Genomic DNA, 15,125 nt, shown 5'->3' on the forward strand with positions numbered 1-15,125 from the left:
CGAACGTGTCTTGCGGGGGGAGCTACTTCTTGCGCGGCACCTTCGGCACCGTGCGGCCCTTTCTTGGAGCCGCGTCGCCCGCCCCGGCCTCGTCATCCGTTGACGCCTTGGCGGCAGCCTTCTTCGGCTTGGACTTCGGCGCAGGCTCGGCGCCCACCTCTTCCTTGTCCTCGGCCTTTTTCGGCTTGGCGGCCTTCATCGCCGGGCGGGATACTTCCGCCTTCGGCTTGATTGGCGTCGTCTCAGGAACGGCATCGAGCAGCAGGCCCTTGGTGCCATCGGCCTTCGTGCCGATCGTCACCTTGACGACACCGCCCTTCTTCAGCTTGCCGAAGAGGATTTCATCGGCGAGCGGCTTCTTGATGTTTTCCTGGATGACACGCGACAGCGGTCGCGCGCCCATCTTCTCGTCGTAGCCCTTTTCGGCAAGCCAGGCGATCGCCTCCGGCGCGAGGTCGAAGGTGACGTTGCGCTCGGCAAGCTGGGTTTCAAGCTGCATGACGAACTTCTGAACCACCTGGTGGATAACCGGTGTCGGCAGCGAAGCAAACGGAATGACCGCATCCAGACGGTTGCGGAATTCCGGCGTGAACAGGCGGTTCAGCGCCTCTTCGTCTTCGCCCGTACGCTTGGAAGAACCGAAGCCGATGGCGGCCCGGGCCATTTCCGATGCGCCGGCATTGGTCGTCATGATCAGGATGACGTTGCGGAAGTCGATCTTCTTGCCGTTGTGATCCGTCAGCGAGCCATGGTCCATGACCTGCAGCAGGATGTTGAACAGGTCCGGATGCGCCTTCTCGATCTCGTCGAGCAGCAGCACGCAATGCGGGTGCTGATCGACGCCATCGGTCAAGAGGCCGCCCTGGTCGAAGCCGACATAGCCGGGAGGTGCACCGAGCAGGCGCGAAACCGTATGCCGCTCCATGTATTCCGACATGTCGAAGCGCAGGAGCTCGACGCCGAGCGAGGTCGCAAGCTGCTTGGCGACTTCCGTCTTGCCGACGCCGGTCGGGCCGGAGAAGACGTAGCAGCCGATCGGCTTGTTCGGTTCGCGCAGGCCGGCACGCGCCAGCTTGATCGACGAAGCGAGCGCCTCGATCGCCAGGTCCTGGCCGTAGACGACCGAGCGCAGCTCTCGCTCGAGATTGGCAAGCACGGCCTCGTCGTCCTTGGAGACGGTCTTCGGCGGGATGCGCGCCATCGTCGCGATCGTCGCCTCGATCTCCTTCTCGGTGATCAGCTTGCGGCGCTTGCTGGCGGGCAGAAGCATCTGTGCGGCACCGGATTCATCGATCACGTCGATCGCCTTGTCCGGCAGCTTGCGGTCGTTGATGTAGCGGGCCGAAAGCTCGACCGCGGCCTTGATCGCCTCGTTCGAGTATTTCAGGTGATGATATTCCTCGTAATAAGGCTTCAGCCCCTTCATGATCTCGATCGCGTCGGCAATCGTCGGCTCGTTCACGTCGATCTTCTGGAAACGGCGGACCAGCGCCCGATCCTTCTCGAAGAACTGGCGGTATTCCTTGTAGGTGGTCGAACCGATGCAGCGGATCGCGCCGGAGGAAAGCGCCGGCTTCAAAAGGTTGGATGCATCCATCGCGCCGCCGGACGTAGCTCCGGCGCCGATGACCGTATGGATCTCGTCGATGAAGAGCACGGCGCCCGGATAGTCCTCGAGCTCCTTGACGACCTGCTTCAACCGTTCTTCGAAATCGCCACGGTAGCGCGTGCCAGCAAGAAGCGTGCCCATGTCGAGCGAGAAGATCGTCGCATCCTGCAACGCTTCCGGCACCTTCTTTTCGATGATGCGCTTGGCAAGGCCTTCGGCGATCGCCGTCTTGCCGACGCCGGGGTCCCCGACATAGAGCGGATTGTTCTTCGAGCGGCGGCACAGCACCTGGATGGTGCGGTTCACCTCGGCGTGACGGCCGATCAGCGGGTCGATCTTGCCGGATTTCGCCTTCTCATTGAGGTTGACGCAATAGGCGGTCAGCGCGTCCTGCTGCTTCTTGGCGCTGGCCTCTTCGTTGTCGCGCGCGGGCTTCTGCTCGCTCTCATGATCGTCAGAGCCACGCACAGGACGGGACTCAGAGCTGCCGGGCCGCTTGCCGATGCCGTGCGAAATGAAGTTGACCGCGTCGTAGCGGGTCATCTCCTGCTCCTGCAGGAAATAGGCTGCGTGACTTTCGCGCTCGGCGAAGATCGCGACCAGCACGTTGGCGCCGGTCACTTCCTCGCGGCCGGACGATTGCACGTGGATCACCGCCCGCTGGATCACGCGCTGGAACCCGGCCGTCGGCTTGGAATCTTCGTCGTAGCCGGTCACCAGGTTCGACAGTTCGTTGTCGACGTAATCGGTTACGGTCTTGCGCAGCGTCTCAAGATTGACGTTGCAGGCGCCCATCACGGCCGCCGCGTCGGCATCGTCGATCAATGCCAGAAGCAGATGCTCGAGCGTAGCGTATTCGTGGTGGCGCTCGTTGGCAAAAGTCAGTGCCTGGTGCAGCGCCTTTTCGAGGCTGGGCGAAAATGTTGGCACGTTAGTTCCTCATTTCTTTTCCATGACGCATTGCAACGGATGCTGATGCTGCCGGGCGAAGTCCATCACCTGCGTCACCTTGGTTTCGGCGACCTCATAGGTGAAGACGCCGCACTCTCCCACACCGTGATTGTGGACGTGGAGCATGATGCGGGTCGCCTCTTCCGGGTTCTTTTGAAAGAAGCGCTCCAGAATATGGATGACAAATTCCATCGGCGTGTAATCGTCATTCAAAAGCAGAACGCGATACAAACTCGGCTTTTTGGTCTTCGGCTTGGTACGCGTGATGACGGACGTGATGCGGTTGTTGCCGTTCCCCTCATCATCGCTACCTTGCTGCATCCGGACCGGCATGGCGATCATTCTTGTCAGTTCCTTGTACAGTAGCGACCCATCGAACTCGGCCGCAGCCTGCTTGCCCTTTATCTAATGGTTCGTTTTCAGATTTTAAGACCGAACCAACACACTGCAATCATAATCGCACGTTGACCGGCAAGATTGATCAACTTTCTTTGGGCTGCGCACAGCTTATGCGAAAAACAAAAAGGCCGGTCGCAAGCGCTGCGACCGGCCTTTTTATTGAGAAATTGTTTTAGCCGGTGATCAGGCTGCTGCAGCGGCGGCCTTGACTGCTGCCGTTGCCTTGGCAACCGGCGCTTCGTAGGGCTTGTAGGCGTCCTTGGCGAGGTCGGCATACATTTCGCCGATCTTCGTTGCTTCGGCGACAAAGCCTTCGTAGCTCGACTTCACGAAGTTGGTCTGCAGTTCGAAAGCAGCCTCGACGCTCTTGACGCTCGTCAGCTTTTCGACATGCGCGACGCTGTCCTCGAAGGACTTCTTCGAAAAGTCGGCAGCTTCGGTCGCGATAGCCTGGAGACCCTTGGTCCAAGCGGAATAGCTCTTCACAGCCACATCAATGGCTTCCTTGCTCTTCTTGTTTGCATCGTCGAAGTTGAACATCCGGTGTCTCCTTGGTGACGGCCTGATCTGGAGGCTTCAGTCTATGTGCACTGCACAAAAAGTCAAGACGAGTGTGCGATGCAATAAAATACAACAGATGCAACAACTTGATGAAATATCGCGGTTCGGCATGAAATTTCTTGCTGCGCTCGCTACAGCCGCAAGATAAGCACTAGCGAGCAATTGCCCAGCAAGACATCAACATCCCGCACAAAACAATAAACCCCGAAAATCCCATGGATTTTCGGGGTTTATACTGAAAGCGTCCGGCGTCGCGACTTAGAGGTCGATGTCGAGGATCGCCATGGAGAAGTTGTAGGAAAGCTCGCCGTCTTCCTCATCGCGGAAGACCACACCGAGGAACTCGTCACCGAGATAGACTTCAGCGGACTCGTCCTTCTTCGGGCGAGCCTTGACGACCATCTGCTGATTGAAGGTGCGCTTGAAGTAGGCTTCAAGCTTGCGGATTTCTTCGGGCTTCAAAACACGTCTCCGTAGCCGTTTAAACTGTGCGGCGCTTCTCGCACGCTGCATCGGCGGGTGTAAACCCCTCGAAAGAGGCTACACACCGGTTCCCGCATGTCAGATATCGAAGCTGGCAAGGATCTGGTCCATCTGGCGCGACGGCTCGGAACAGCCGGCCTCGCCCACGACCTTTGCCGGTACGCCGGCGACCGTCGACTTCGGCGGCACCGGTTTCAGCACGACCGAACCCGCAGCGACGCGCGAGCAGTGTCCGATATGGATATTGCCGAGGATCTTGGCGCCGGCGCCAATCAGCACACCGTCGGCGATCTTCGGGTGGCGATCGCTGCCTTCCTTGCCCGTGCCGCCGAGCGTCACGCCGTGCAGGATCGAGACGTTGTCACCAATGACCGCGGTCTCGCCGACGACAAGGCCGGTGGCATGATCAAGGAAGATGCCGCGGCCGATGCGGGCGGCGGGGTTGATGTCCGTCTGGAAGACGCTCGACGCCCGGCTCTGCAGGTAGAAGGCGAAATCCTTGCGGCCGCGCTTCAATAGCCAATGCGCCAGGCGATGCGTCTGGATCGCATGGAAGCCCTTGAAATAGAGCACCGGCTCGATGAAGCGGGTGCAGGCTGGGTCACGGTCGTAGACGGCCTGGATGTCGACACGCAGAATGGTGCCCCATTCCGGCCAGTCCTCCAGCATCTCCGAGAAGGTCTGGCGCAAAAGGTTTGCCTGCAGATCCGGGTGATCCAACCGTTCGCAGATGCGGTAGATCACGCTTTCTTCGAGAGAGTGCTGATTGACCACGGTGGAATAGAGGAAGGCCGCGAGCATTGGGTCTTGCTCGGCGGCAATCCGGGCTTCTTCGCGCAGGCTATTCCAAATCGGGTCCATCACTTGCAGCGCTTCTGCCTGGCGAAGTTCGGTCTTGGCGACCATCGTCGCTCTCCTTCCTTGTCCGTGCCTGCTATCACTATAGGGGAAATCAGGCGTGACTTAAATGGCGTCTGGCGGCAATGACGATACGCTAGATGCGATCGATCTCTGCCAAAAATTCGAGCACCGCTTTCTTGAAAACCCGGTCGCCGACGGCGAGCATATGGTCGCGACCCGGAATGTCGAGCGCACGCGCACGCGGCATCAGCGCTGCCAGTTCCTGCGCCGATCCGGCGATGTCATCGGTCGTCCCGACGCCAATCAGCGTCGGCTGCTCGATGCGCGCCATATCCTGTGCCGTCAGCAGATCCCGCGAGGTCGAGATACATGCCGCAAGCGCCTGCCGGTCGCTCTTGGTCTGGTCGGCAAAGGCGCGGAACATGCGCCCGCGCGCATGGGTCACGTCGTCAAGCGACGGCGCCACCAGAGCGTCGGCAATCGGATCCCAATCCCCGACCCCCGACACCATGCCGATGCCGAGCCCGCCGAAGACCAGCGAGCGCACGCGGTCGGGATGCGCGAGCGCCAGGAAGGCCGAGATGCGAGCGCCCATCGAATAGCCCATGACATGAGCCTCGGCGATCCCGAGATGCCCAAGCAATGCGGCGGCGTCACCCGCCATCTGCTGAGGGTGGTAGAGTTCCGGGTCGTAGGGCTTGCTGCTCTTGCCATGACCTCGGTTGTCGAGCGCGATGACGCGGTAGCCGGCGTCACCCAGCGTCTTCAGCCAGCCCGGGAAAACCCAGTTGACGTTGGCGCTGGATGCAAAGCCGTGAATGAGCAGAACGGGCGCGCCGGACGGGTCGCCCTCGTCGAAGAAGGCGATCTCCAGACCGTCATGATTGAAACGGGAAAACGGCGGCGGGGTGAGATCCATCTATTCATCCTTGGGCATATCGATCCGGCGCAACCTAGTTCGTCGCCTTGGCGGGCGAAACCCCGCACCGGCAAAAACCACAACTGCGGCAGCTTTGCCGCTACACATTTCCGGCAAAGCTGACTATGGTGCCGCCAAATTTGACCTTCAGACTTGCATTCATCGGAGCATGACATGGCCGGCCACAGCATCCCGCATTTCCAGAACGACGGCGGACATCAGGCAATCGAAATCGGCGTCAAGGAATTCATGTGCACCGGCGCATCCATTCCCTACGATCACCCGCACATCTTCATCGACATGGGTGACGACGACGAGAAGGTCTGCTCCTACTGCTCTACGCTCTATCGCTACAATCCGAAGCTGAAGGCGACCGAAACCAATCCCCCCGGCTGCCTCTTCGCCCATAAAGCCGCCTGATAAGCGACGATGTCGCGCCCCGTCGCGATCATCGGTGCCGGCATCGGCGGCCTCACGGCTGCCCTATGCCTTGCCCGGCGCGGCTTCGACGTCGATATCATCGAGCGGGCGACGGCACTGACCGAGGTTGGAGCCGGCCTGCAGCTTTCACCGAACGCCTCCCGTATCCTCATCGAGCTCGGCCTGCTGGCGCAGCTTGAGAGTGTATGGACGGAGCCCGAGCGCATCGGGCTCGTTGACGGCCGCTCTCTGCGCGCGCTTGCCAGCGTGCCGGCCGGGACCTTCGCGCGCCGCCGCTGGCATGCGCCCTATGCCGTTCTCCACCGAGCCAGCCTTCAGAAAATGCTGTTTCAGGCTGTTCAATCCGAACCGCGCTGCCGTCTCCACCTTGGATGCCAGATCGACAAGCCCGGGGACCAGGCGATCGCGGCAGTGACGGGGCGCATGCCGGACGTCGTCATCGGCGCCGACGGCATCTGGTCGCGGCTGCGCGAAACCGTGCCCGCCGCCGGCCGTGTCCGGTTCTCCGGCAATATCGCCTGGCGCATGACGCTTGCAGGCGACCTTGCTGCAGGCGTGCTCAAGCGCGGTGAGGTTACCGCCTTCCTCGGCCCGCGCGCCCACCTCGTTGCCTATCCTCTGCGGGAAGTCGGCGGTTTCAATCTCGTCGCCATCATCGAGGGCAAGGAGACCGACGCGATCTGGGTCGGCAAGGATTCGGACGCGCGGCGCCAGGATTGCCTCAACGCCTTTTCCGATTGGAGCCCAGGCATCCGCTCGCTTCTCGATAAGGCCGTGGCGCCCACCTACTGGCCGCTCTGCACCGTCGACGACGGCGCCTGGCATGATGGTCAAAAAACAGTGCTGATCGGCGACGCGGCCCATGCGATGACGCCCTTTGCGGCGCAAGGTGCGGCCATGGCCATCGAGGACGCATCCGCGCTTGCGGCTTGCCTGTCTGAAAACCTCAGCGTCGCGGATTCCTTGCGGAAATTCGAGGCGCTTCGCAGGCCACGCATCGCGCGCGTCCGCCGCCGTGCGGCCTTCAACCATTTCGCCTATCACGCCCGCGGCCCGGTGCGTATCGGCCGCGACATGGTGTTGAAGCTCAAGGGGCCCGACGCGCTCGCAGCCGACCTCGACTGGCTCTACGGCTACGGGGCGCCGGAGCGCTAAGAAGCGACGGCCATTCACCGCGATCCGTTCGATAAACTGCCGGCGCGCGAAAGATCTAGTCCAGAAAAGCAGAACGCCGCGGATGACCGCGGCGTCCGTCATTGCCTTCGTCAAACGGCGTTTGCCGCAGCCAGGCCCGCTTCGATGTCGCGCCGGATATCCGGCACGTCCTCAAGGCCGATCTGCAGGCGCAGAACCGGACCTTCGGTCGGCGCCAGCGCCACCTTGCGATCTCCGAGACCGACATGGAGCGCGAGGCTTTCGAAACCGCCCCAGGAATAGCCGAGCCCGAACAATCTCAGCGCATCGAGGAAGGCGTGCGCCTTGGCCCTGAAGCGGTCAGGGCTCTCCGCCTTCAGCACGAAGGAGAAGATGCCGCTCGCGCCGGTGAAATCGCGCTTCCAGAGCTCGTGGCCGGGGAAGCTCGGCAGCGCCGGATGCAGCACGCGGGCCACTTCGTCGCGTGTTTCCAGCCATTTCGCCAGCGTCAGGGCGCTTTCCTGGTGCCGCTCGAGACGGATGCCCATGGTGCGAAGGCCACGCAGGATCTGGTAGCTGTCATCGGGCGAGACGCAGACGCCGAGCGTCACCATGGCCTCTGTCAGGGCCGGCCAGTGCTCGGCATTGGCCGAAACGGTACCGAAGAGCACGTCCGAATGGCCGGACGGATACTTGGTGGCCGCATGGATCGACACATCGACGCCATGGTCGAGCGGCTTGAAGTAGACGGGCGTCGCCCAGGTATTGTCCATGGTGACGATGCAGCCATGGCGATGGGCGGCATCGGCAATCGCGCGGATGTCCTGCATTTCGAAGGTGTTCGATCCCGGTGCTTCGGTGTGTACCAGGCGCGTGTTCGGGCGGATCAGGCTCTCGATCGCAGCGCCGATCATCGGATCGTAGTATTCGACCGTGACGCCAAGTCGCTTCAGCATCGTGTCGCAGAAATGGCGCGTCGGGAAGTAGACCGAATCGACGATCAAGGCGTGGTCGCCGGCCGAGAGATAGGCGAGGAACGGCACCGTGACCGCCGCCAGCCCCGAAGGCACGAGGATCGTTCCGGCGGACCCTTCGAGTTCGTTGATCGCGTCGCAGAGCGCGTCCGTGGTCGGCGTTCCGCGGGTGCCGTAGGTGTACTTCTGCGCCCGCGTCTCCATGGTCTTGGCGTTCGGGAACAGCACCGTGGAGGCGTGCACGACCGGCGGATTGACGAAGCCGAAGTAATCGGAGGGGTTGTTGCCGCTATGGGCGAGACGCGTGTTGATGCCTGCCTTGCCGTTCACATTGCCACTGTCTGCCATTGCTCATTCCGCTTCTAGATTTCGAATGCAAAACTCTTCGAACGAGCCACAATCGCGGTCAAGTGGCAAAAATCATGAAGCGTCGTTTTGACCGTCGCGAGGCCACTTCTGGCGAATTTTCCGCCAGAGCGTGATTCACACCCCCAAGATCTGCCTAACTTTCTGGCTTGTTTCGAGTTTTTCACATGCAAAACCAGAAAATCGGCGGCCTCTCTTGACCCTCATGGAAATTGAGCATGAGATAGCCGACACTCGCGCCAGGAGGGTGGCGGAGGCTCACCGCGCTAGGAGACGCGACGGTGCAGACTGGAACTAACGACAACAGAAAAAGGTTCTAAAAATGGCAAAAAGAATTCTGACAGCTCTCGTTGGCGCTGCTGTCATGGGGATTGGCACACAGGCGGCTTCGGGCGCTACTCTTGATGACGTCAAAGCCAAGGGCTTTGTCCAGTGCGGCGTGAACACCGGTCTCGCCGGCTTCGCAGCGCCGGATGCTTCGGGCAACTGGAGCGGATTCGACGTAGACTACTGCAAGGCAATCGCCGCCGCGATCTTCGCGGATGGCAGCAAGGTGAAGTACACCCCGACCTCCGCCAAGGAACGCTTCCCGGCGCTGCAGTCGGGCGAAGTCGACGTGCTTGCCCGTAACACCACCTGGACGATCAACCGCGACACCGCGCTCGGCTTCAACTTCCGCCCGGTCAACTACTATGACGGCCAGGGCTTCATGGTTCGCAAGGGCCTGAACGTCAAATCCGCGCTGGAGCTTTCGGGCGCCGCTGTCTGCGTGCAGACGGGCACCACCACCGAGCTCAACCTCGCCGACTACTTCAAGTCGAACAACCTGCAGTACAATCCGGTCGTTTTCGAAAAGCTTGAAGAAGTCAACGCCGCCTATGACGCCGGCCGTTGCGACGTCTACACGACCGACCAGTCCGGCCTTTATTCGCTGCGTCTGACGCTGTCGAAGCCGGACGATCACATGATCCTGCCGGAAATCATCTCGAAGGAGCCGCTCGGCCCGGCCGTGCGCCAGGGTGACGACCAGTGGTTCGATATCGTCAGCTGGGTTCACTACGCGCTGATCCAGGCTGAAGAGTTCGGCGTCACCCAGGCCAACGTCGAAGAAATGAAGAAGTCCACCAACCCGGACGTTCAGCGCTTCCTCGGCGTCGAAGCTGACTCGAAGATCGGCACCGACCTCGGCCTCACCAACGAATGGGCCGTGAACGTGATCAAGGCCGTCGGAAACTACGGCGAAGTCTTCGACCGCAACATCGGCGCCGGCAGCCCGCTCAAGATCGAGCGCGGCCTCAACGCGCTGTGGAACAAGGGCGGCATCCAGTACGCTCCGCCGGTCCGCTAAAGCGAACCGAAAATACCGGGGAAGCGGACAACCGCTTCCCCGTCCCAACGATAAAAACACCCAAAAGGGTGAAAAAGGGGAAAGAGGCATTGCATGGCGATTGGCGTCACAACTACGCCTGAGAAATCGAAACCGTCGGGGTCGATCATCAACGACCCGCAGGTCCGCGGCATCTTTTATCAGGTTATTACCGTCGTCCTACTCGGGGCCTTCGTCTATTGGGTGGCCGACAACACGATCGAGAATCTCAAACGGGCGAACATCGCTTCCGGTTACGGCTTCCTCAATGGACGCGCTGGTTTTGACGTCGGGCAATCGCTGATCGCCTATACCAGCGATTCCACCTATCAGCGCGCACTTGTCGTCGGCCTGCTCAACACATTGCTGGTCGCCGTCTGCGGTATTTTCACCGCCACCATCATCGGCTTTGCAGTCGGGATCGGCCGCCTGTCGCACAACTGGCTGATCGCCAAGCTGTCGCTCGCCTATGTCGAGATCTTCCGCAACATCCCGCCACTGCTGGTCATCTTCTTCTGGTACAGCGGCGTCCTGGCGATCCTGCCGCAGCCGCGTGAATCGGCAGCACTGCCGCTCAACATGTTCCTCAACAACCGCGGCCTTGCCTTTCCCAAGCCGATCTTTGGTGACGGTTCGCTGTACACGGTTCTAGCCTTTGTCCTCGCGATCGTCGCCAGCTTCCTCCTGTCACGCTATGCGCGCAAGAAGCAGGAGGCCACCGGACAGCGTTTCCCGGTTCTTTGGGCGTCGCTCGGCCTGATCATCGGTCTGCCGTTGCTGGTCTTCCTTGCCACGGGATCGCCTATCACCTTCGACGTCCCCGTCGCCGGCAAATTCAACCTCACCGGCGGCTCGGTCATCGGACCGGAATTCCTGTCGCTGTTCCTGGCGCTCTCGTTCTACACGGCCGCCTTCATAGCCGAGATCGTGCGTGCCGGCATCCGCGGCGTATCCAAGGGGCAGACGGAAGCCGCGCACGCGCTCGGTGTACGCCCCGGCCTGACGACACGACTGGTGGTGGTTCCGCAAGCGCTCCGGATCATCATTCCGCCGCTCACCAGCCAGTATCTGAACCTTACCAAGAACTCGTCGCTCGCCGTTGCGATCGGTTACGCGGATCTTGTCGCCGTCGGTGGCACCATCCTCAACCAGACAGGACAATCGATCGAGATCGTCACGATCTGGATCGTCGTCTACCTGTCGCTGAGCCTTGCGACGTCGCTGTTCATGAACTGGTTCAATGCCCGCATGGCCCTGGTGGAGAGATAAGATCATGAACACACACCAGGCAACTTTTGTCCGTACCTCAATGATCGAAGGGTCCGCCCCGCCGGTCGCCGAAGGTGGCATCGTCCATTGGCTGCGCGAAAACCTGTTCGCGACGCCAAAGGATGCGGTGCTCACCATCGTCAGCCTGCTTGCGCTTGCGTGGCTCGTGCCTCCGGCCATCCAGTGGCTCTTCATCGACGCCGCCTGGACCGGCGGCGGCCGTGGCGTTTGCGCCACGGTTGCTCAAGGAGGCTCGCAGCCGGATGGCTGGAGCGGTGCGTGCTGGGCCTTCGTCAACGCAAAACTCGACCAATTCGCCTACGGCCGCTACCCGCTCGATGAGCGTTGGAGACCGACGCTGGTCGGCATCCTCTTCGTGCTTTTCCTCATTCCGATGTTGATCCCGAAGGCTCCCTTCAAGGGCATCAACGCCATCCTGCTCTTCGCCGTGCTGCCGATCATTTCCTTGATCCTGCTTCCCGGCGGCTGGTTCGGACTGACCTACGTCGAGACGCCGCTCTGGGGCGGTCTGATGGTGACGCTCATCCTTTCGTTCGTCGGCATTGCCGTGTCGTTGCCACTCGGCATTCTTCTGGCACTGGGGCGGCGATCGCATATGCCTGTGATCAAGATGCTCTGCACCGCCTTCATCGAACTGGTGCGCGGCATCCCTCTGATTACCGTGCTCTTCATGGCGAGCGTCATGCTGCCACTGTTCCTGCCGCAGGGCGTCACCTTCGACAAGTTCCTGCGTGCACTGATCGGCGTGTCGTTCTTTGCCTCGGCCTACATGGCCGAAGTGGTGCGCGGCGGCCTCCAGGCTATCCCGAAGGGGCAGTATGAGGGCGCGGATTCCCTCGGCCTCAGCTTCTGGCAGAAGATGAACCTCATCGTGCTGCCACAGGCGCTGAAGCTCGTGATTCCGGGCATCGTCAACACCTTCATCGGCCTCTTCAAGGACACGTCACTGGTGTCGATCATCGGCATGTTCGACCTGCTCGGCATCGTCCGCTTCAACTTCACGGACGCCAACTGGGCCTCTTCGGTGACGCCGATCTCAGGGCTAATTTTCGCTGGCTTCATATTCTGGCTTTTCTGCTTTGGTATGTCGCGCTATTCAGGTTTCATGGAACGCGTGCTCGACACGGCCCATAAACGATAAAATGAGGGGAGGATCGCATGGCAAACGCAGCCACTGCTTCCAAAATGACTGTTTCCGCAACGGATGTCGCAGTCGAAATCACTGGAATGAACAAGTGGTACGGGGACTTCCACGTCCTTCGTGACATCAACCTGAAGGTTATGAAGGGCGAGCGCATCGTCATTGCCGGCCCGTCGGGCTCCGGCAAGTCGACGATGATCCGCTGCATCAATCGGCTCGAAGAGCACCAGAAGGGCAAGATCGTCGTCGACGGCATCGAGCTCACCAACGANGTCGGGCTCCGGCAAGTCGACGATGATCCGCTGCATCAATCGGCTCGAAGAGCACCAGAAGGGCAAGATCGTCGTCGACGGCATCGAGCTCACCAACGATCTGAAGAAGATCGACGAAGTGCGCCGCGAAGTCGGCATGGTGTTCCAGCACTTCAACCTCTTCCCGCACCTGACGATCCTCGAAAACTGCACGCTTGCCCCGATCTGGGTGCGCAAGATGCCGAAGAAGCAGGCCGAAGAAATCGCGATGCACTTCCTGAAGCGCGTCAAGATCCCCGAGCAGGCGAACAAGTATCCGGGCCAGCTTTCGGGCGGCCAGCAGCAGCGCGTGGCGATCGCCCGCTCGCTGTGCATGAAGCCGAAGATCCTGCTCTTCGATGAGCCGACCTCGGCGCTCGACCCGGAAATGGTCAAGNCAGCAGCAGCGCGTGGCGATCGCCCGCTCGCTGTGCATGAAGCCGAAGATCCTGCTCTTCGATGAGCCGACCTCGGCGCTCGACCCGGAAATGGTCAAGGAAGTGCTCGACACCATGGTGTCGCTCGCCGAAGAAGGCATGACCATGCTGTGCGTGACCCACGAAATGGGCTTCGCCCGCCAGGTCGCCAACCGCGTGATCTTCATGGACCAGGGCCAGATCGTCGANCGAAGAAGGCATGACCATGCTGTGCGTGACCCACGAAATGGGCTTCGCCCGCCAGGTCGCCAACCGCGTGATCTTCATGGACCAGGGCCAGATCGTCGAGCAGAACTCGCCGGCTGAGTTCTTCGACAATCCGCAGCACGAGCGCACCAAGCTCTTCCTCAGCCAGATCCTGCACTAGAACCGGACGAGACGACACAAAAAGAAGCCCGCCTCATCGAGGCGGGTTTTTTCGTTCTGTCCGTTATCGATCCTACTCGACGCGATAGCGCAGGGTGCCGACTGACCAATGGATTCCGCGCGTGTCGAGATCTTCGGTCCAGTTCTTCTGCAGCCGCGCGATGATCTCGCTCAAGGTCTCGCGCGCATCGACCTCCACCTTGAGGCCCCGCGATATCGGCGCAAGATCGCTCAAGTCGACAGCATCGCTGACGACAAGCGCCACGAAAATGCCGTCCCCCTCGCCCGAGGCCTCGAAATCGAAGCCGTAATATTCATCCGGCAAGGTCAGCGGCACGTCCGGCGCCAACGTCGTGATCTTTTGCGCGAACTCGTTCGGGAAAATCTGTGTTGCATTGCCCTGGCTGTTGACGTCGAAAATCAGGAGATTGCCGGCCGTGTGGCTGTTGACCGTCAGTTTGAAGACTTCGCCGGCCTTCATGGTGGTCGGCTTGTCGATAGAGAGCATGACATCGCCGGCTTCGCTCTTGCCGATGATATCACCGACGGCATCGATGGGGTTGGCCGCCTGATAGCTCGGCACCGCTGCATTCGGAGTAATGGTATACGCACCCTGCCCGCTGCCATCCGCATCGCGCTTTTCCGGCACCATCGCGCTGTCGCCGAGCGCCTCGGGTCTGCCTTCCAACTGCGGGTCGAGATTGCCGCATTGCTCCTGCAAGGCGCAGTAGGAGGCAGATTGCGCCTTTACATATCCAAGAAGCTCGGCGTTGCTCGTCAATCCGTTGCCATTGCCATCGGCAGCGTCGCCGGTCTGGCCGGCGACGAAGGCTGCGGTGAAAACCCCGTGCCGATCCGCTGTCGGTAGCCGGACATCGTCCCAGGCGACCTGATAGGGCGCCGCCGCACTCCAGGCGGTCACCCCGGCATCGACGAGCTTCGGCTTGTCGACGAGGGCAAGATCAATCCTAAGGCCGCGGGTCAGCGCTTGCTCGACCGGCTTGGCATCGGGACGCGGGAGAAAGCGGGCGCCGTCGATAGGCTTTTTGATGTCCTCGGACAGCGACCGGGAGATCGTGCCGGAGTGACAGGCGTCGATCACGACCGTCACAGCGCGCCCCTTCAGGCGCTCCAGCACCGCATCGATCTCGTCGTCGAGGACAGCGCCTTGCCAGTCCGTTTCACCGGCGGCAATGTCGGCAGGCGCAATCGCTTCATCCAGCCCATCCGCTTCGTCGCCATCCGCATCCTTCACCTGCAGGCCGTGGCCTGAAAAATAGAGATAGACGCGATCGCCGGGCTTCGTCGCATCGACAAGCCAGCCGTTCATGGATGACAGGATTTCAGCTCTGGTCGCCTGCCCGTCCTTCAGCACGCGGATCGAGGCACTGTCGAAGCCGAGCCGTTCCGTGAGCAGCCTTTGCATCGCGACCAGATCGTTCGCCGGTCCGGGCAGGGAAAACTCGGTCGGCAGATTCTGATAGTTGCCGACCCCGATCAGCAAAGCCCGATCTCCGGCGACCGCAGGAGCAGCCAG

14 protein-coding genes and 3 pseudogenes are annotated in these 15,125 nt (G+C 61.1%); 9 read left to right on the top strand and 8 right to left on the bottom strand.

Annotation, left to right across the window (positions count from 1 at the left end):
- Positions 1-22: 22 nt before the first annotated feature.
- From clpA to ASD01_RS17115, 6 genes are all read right to left on the bottom strand, one after another.
- Positions 23-2,539: an ATP-dependent Clp protease ATP-binding subunit ClpA gene (clpA, locus tag ASD01_RS17090; RefSeq protein WP_034796722.1), complete on the bottom strand. Its 2,517-nt coding sequence runs from the start codon at positions 2,537-2,539 to the stop codon at positions 23-25.
- Between the two features lie 9 nt (positions 2,540-2,548).
- Positions 2,549-2,902: an ATP-dependent Clp protease adapter ClpS gene (gene clpS / locus ASD01_RS17095; RefSeq protein ID WP_034796732.1), complete on the bottom strand. Its 354-nt coding sequence runs from the start codon at positions 2,900-2,902 to the stop codon at positions 2,549-2,551.
- 240 nt (positions 2,903-3,142) lie between these two features.
- A complete protein-coding gene (locus ASD01_RS17100) occupies positions 3,143-3,499 on the bottom strand; it encodes a phasin family protein (RefSeq protein ID WP_034796735.1) in 357 nt (118 codons plus the stop codon).
- Positions 3,500-3,778: 279 nt separating this feature from the next.
- Positions 3,779-3,982: a DUF3126 family protein gene (locus ASD01_RS17105; protein WP_034796738.1), complete on the bottom strand. Its 204-nt coding sequence runs from the start codon at positions 3,980-3,982 to the stop codon at positions 3,779-3,781.
- A 99-nt stretch (positions 3,983-4,081) separates the two neighbouring features.
- Positions 4,082-4,909, bottom strand: a complete 828-nt coding sequence (gene cysE / locus ASD01_RS17110) for a serine O-acetyltransferase (RefSeq protein ID WP_034796741.1) — start codon at positions 4,907-4,909, stop codon at positions 4,082-4,084.
- A gap of 88 nt (positions 4,910-4,997) precedes the next feature.
- Complete coding sequence (locus tag ASD01_RS17115; RefSeq protein WP_034796743.1) at positions 4,998-5,783, bottom strand: alpha/beta fold hydrolase; 786 nt, start codon at positions 5,781-5,783, stop codon at positions 4,998-5,000.
- A gap of 174 nt (positions 5,784-5,957) precedes the next feature.
- Here ASD01_RS17115 and ASD01_RS17120 point away from each other — a divergent pair, with 174 nt between their 5' ends.
- Both ASD01_RS17120 and ASD01_RS17125 read left to right on the top strand, forming a co-directional pair.
- Positions 5,958-6,203, top strand: a complete 246-nt coding sequence (locus ASD01_RS17120) for a zinc-finger domain-containing protein (RefSeq protein ID WP_034796744.1) — start codon at positions 5,958-5,960, stop codon at positions 6,201-6,203.
- A 9-nt stretch (positions 6,204-6,212) separates the two neighbouring features.
- Positions 6,213-7,379: an FAD-dependent monooxygenase gene (locus ASD01_RS17125; protein WP_034796747.1), complete on the top strand. Its 1,167-nt coding sequence runs from the start codon at positions 6,213-6,215 to the stop codon at positions 7,377-7,379.
- A 110-nt stretch (positions 7,380-7,489) separates the two neighbouring features.
- On the opposite strand, the gene ASD01_RS17130 is transcribed toward ASD01_RS17125, so the two are convergent.
- The gene (locus ASD01_RS17130) at positions 7,490-8,680 is read right to left on the bottom strand and encodes a cystathionine beta-lyase (RefSeq protein WP_034796748.1); all 1,191 of its coding nucleotides are present in this window, start codon (positions 8,678-8,680) and stop codon (positions 7,490-7,492) included.
- Positions 8,681-9,020: 340 nt separating this feature from the next.
- On the opposite strand from ASD01_RS17130, the gene ASD01_RS17135 reads away from it, so the two are divergent.
- The 7 genes and pseudogenes from ASD01_RS17135 to ASD01_RS36040 form a co-directional block, all read left to right on the top strand.
- Positions 9,021-10,046 (top strand): amino acid ABC transporter substrate-binding protein, encoded by a 1,026-nt coding sequence (locus ASD01_RS17135; RefSeq protein ID WP_034796750.1) that lies wholly within the window; start codon positions 9,021-9,023, stop codon positions 10,044-10,046.
- Positions 10,047-10,139: 93 nt separating this feature from the next.
- Positions 10,140-11,333, top strand: coding sequence for an amino acid ABC transporter permease (locus ASD01_RS17140; RefSeq protein ID WP_034796751.1), 1,194 nt, complete (start codon positions 10,140-10,142; stop codon positions 11,331-11,333).
- A 4-nt stretch (positions 11,334-11,337) separates the two neighbouring features.
- On the top strand, positions 11,338-12,495 hold the full coding sequence (locus tag ASD01_RS17145; RefSeq protein WP_034796753.1) for an amino acid ABC transporter permease: 1,158 nt from the start codon (positions 11,338-11,340) through the stop codon (positions 12,493-12,495).
- A 17-nt stretch (positions 12,496-12,512) separates the two neighbouring features.
- On the top strand, positions 12,513-12,766 hold a 254-nt coding region (locus ASD01_RS37605; protein ID WP_458574500.1), incomplete at its 3' end, for an ATP-binding cassette domain-containing protein.
- A gap of 1 nt (position 12,767) precedes the next feature.
- A pseudogene (locus ASD01_RS36795) lies at positions 12,768-13,182 on the top strand (amino acid ABC transporter ATP-binding protein); the annotation flags it as partial.
- 1 nt (position 13,183) lies between these two features.
- Positions 13,184-13,410 (top strand): annotated as a pseudogene (locus tag ASD01_RS36035) (AAA family ATPase); the annotation flags it as partial.
- A gap of 1 nt (position 13,411) precedes the next feature.
- Positions 13,412-13,589: pseudogene (locus ASD01_RS36040) on the top strand (amino acid ABC transporter ATP-binding protein); the annotation flags it as partial.
- 72 nt (positions 13,590-13,661) lie between these two features.
- Here the strand turns inward: ASD01_RS36040 and ASD01_RS17155 are convergent.
- The gene (locus tag ASD01_RS17155) at positions 13,662-15,092 is read right to left on the bottom strand and encodes a caspase family protein (protein ID WP_034795696.1); all 1,431 of its coding nucleotides are present in this window, start codon (positions 15,090-15,092) and stop codon (positions 13,662-13,664) included.
- Positions 15,093-15,125: the final 33 nt, after the last annotated feature.

It is taken from the genome of Ensifer sp. Root423 (genome assembly GCF_001426275.1).
In the GTDB taxonomy this organism is placed as follows: Bacteria; Pseudomonadota; Alphaproteobacteria; order Rhizobiales; family Rhizobiaceae; genus Ensifer; species Ensifer adhaerens.

Coding starts and splice junctions, on each gene's coding strand:
- ASD01_RS17140 (WP_034796751.1), top strand. CDS start 10,140: ATGGCGATTGGCGTCACAACTACGCCTGAGAAATCGAAACCGTCGGGG.
- ASD01_RS17120 (WP_034796744.1), top strand. CDS start 5,958: ATGGCCGGCCACAGCATCCCGCATTTCCAGAACGACGGCGGACATCAG.
- clpS (WP_034796732.1), bottom strand. CDS start 2,902: ATGATCGCCATGCCGGTCCGGATGCAGCAAGGTAGCGATGATGAGGGG.
- ASD01_RS17130 (WP_034796748.1), bottom strand. CDS start 8,680: ATGGCAGACAGTGGCAATGTGAACGGCAAGGCAGGCATCAACACGCGT.
- ASD01_RS17125 (WP_034796747.1), top strand. CDS start 6,213: ATGTCGCGCCCCGTCGCGATCATCGGTGCCGGCATCGGCGGCCTCACG.
- ASD01_RS17145 (WP_034796753.1), top strand. CDS start 11,338: ATGAACACACACCAGGCAACTTTTGTCCGTACCTCAATGATCGAAGGG.
- ASD01_RS17115 (WP_034796743.1), bottom strand. CDS start 5,783: ATGGATCTCACCCCGCCGCCGTTTTCCCGTTTCAATCATGACGGTCTG.
- ASD01_RS17135 (WP_034796750.1), top strand. CDS start 9,021: ATGGCAAAAAGAATTCTGACAGCTCTCGTTGGCGCTGCTGTCATGGGG.
- cysE (WP_034796741.1), bottom strand. CDS start 4,909: ATGGTCGCCAAGACCGAACTTCGCCAGGCAGAAGCGCTGCAAGTGATG.
- ASD01_RS17100 (WP_034796735.1), bottom strand. CDS start 3,499: ATGTTCAACTTCGACGATGCAAACAAGAAGAGCAAGGAAGCCATTGAT.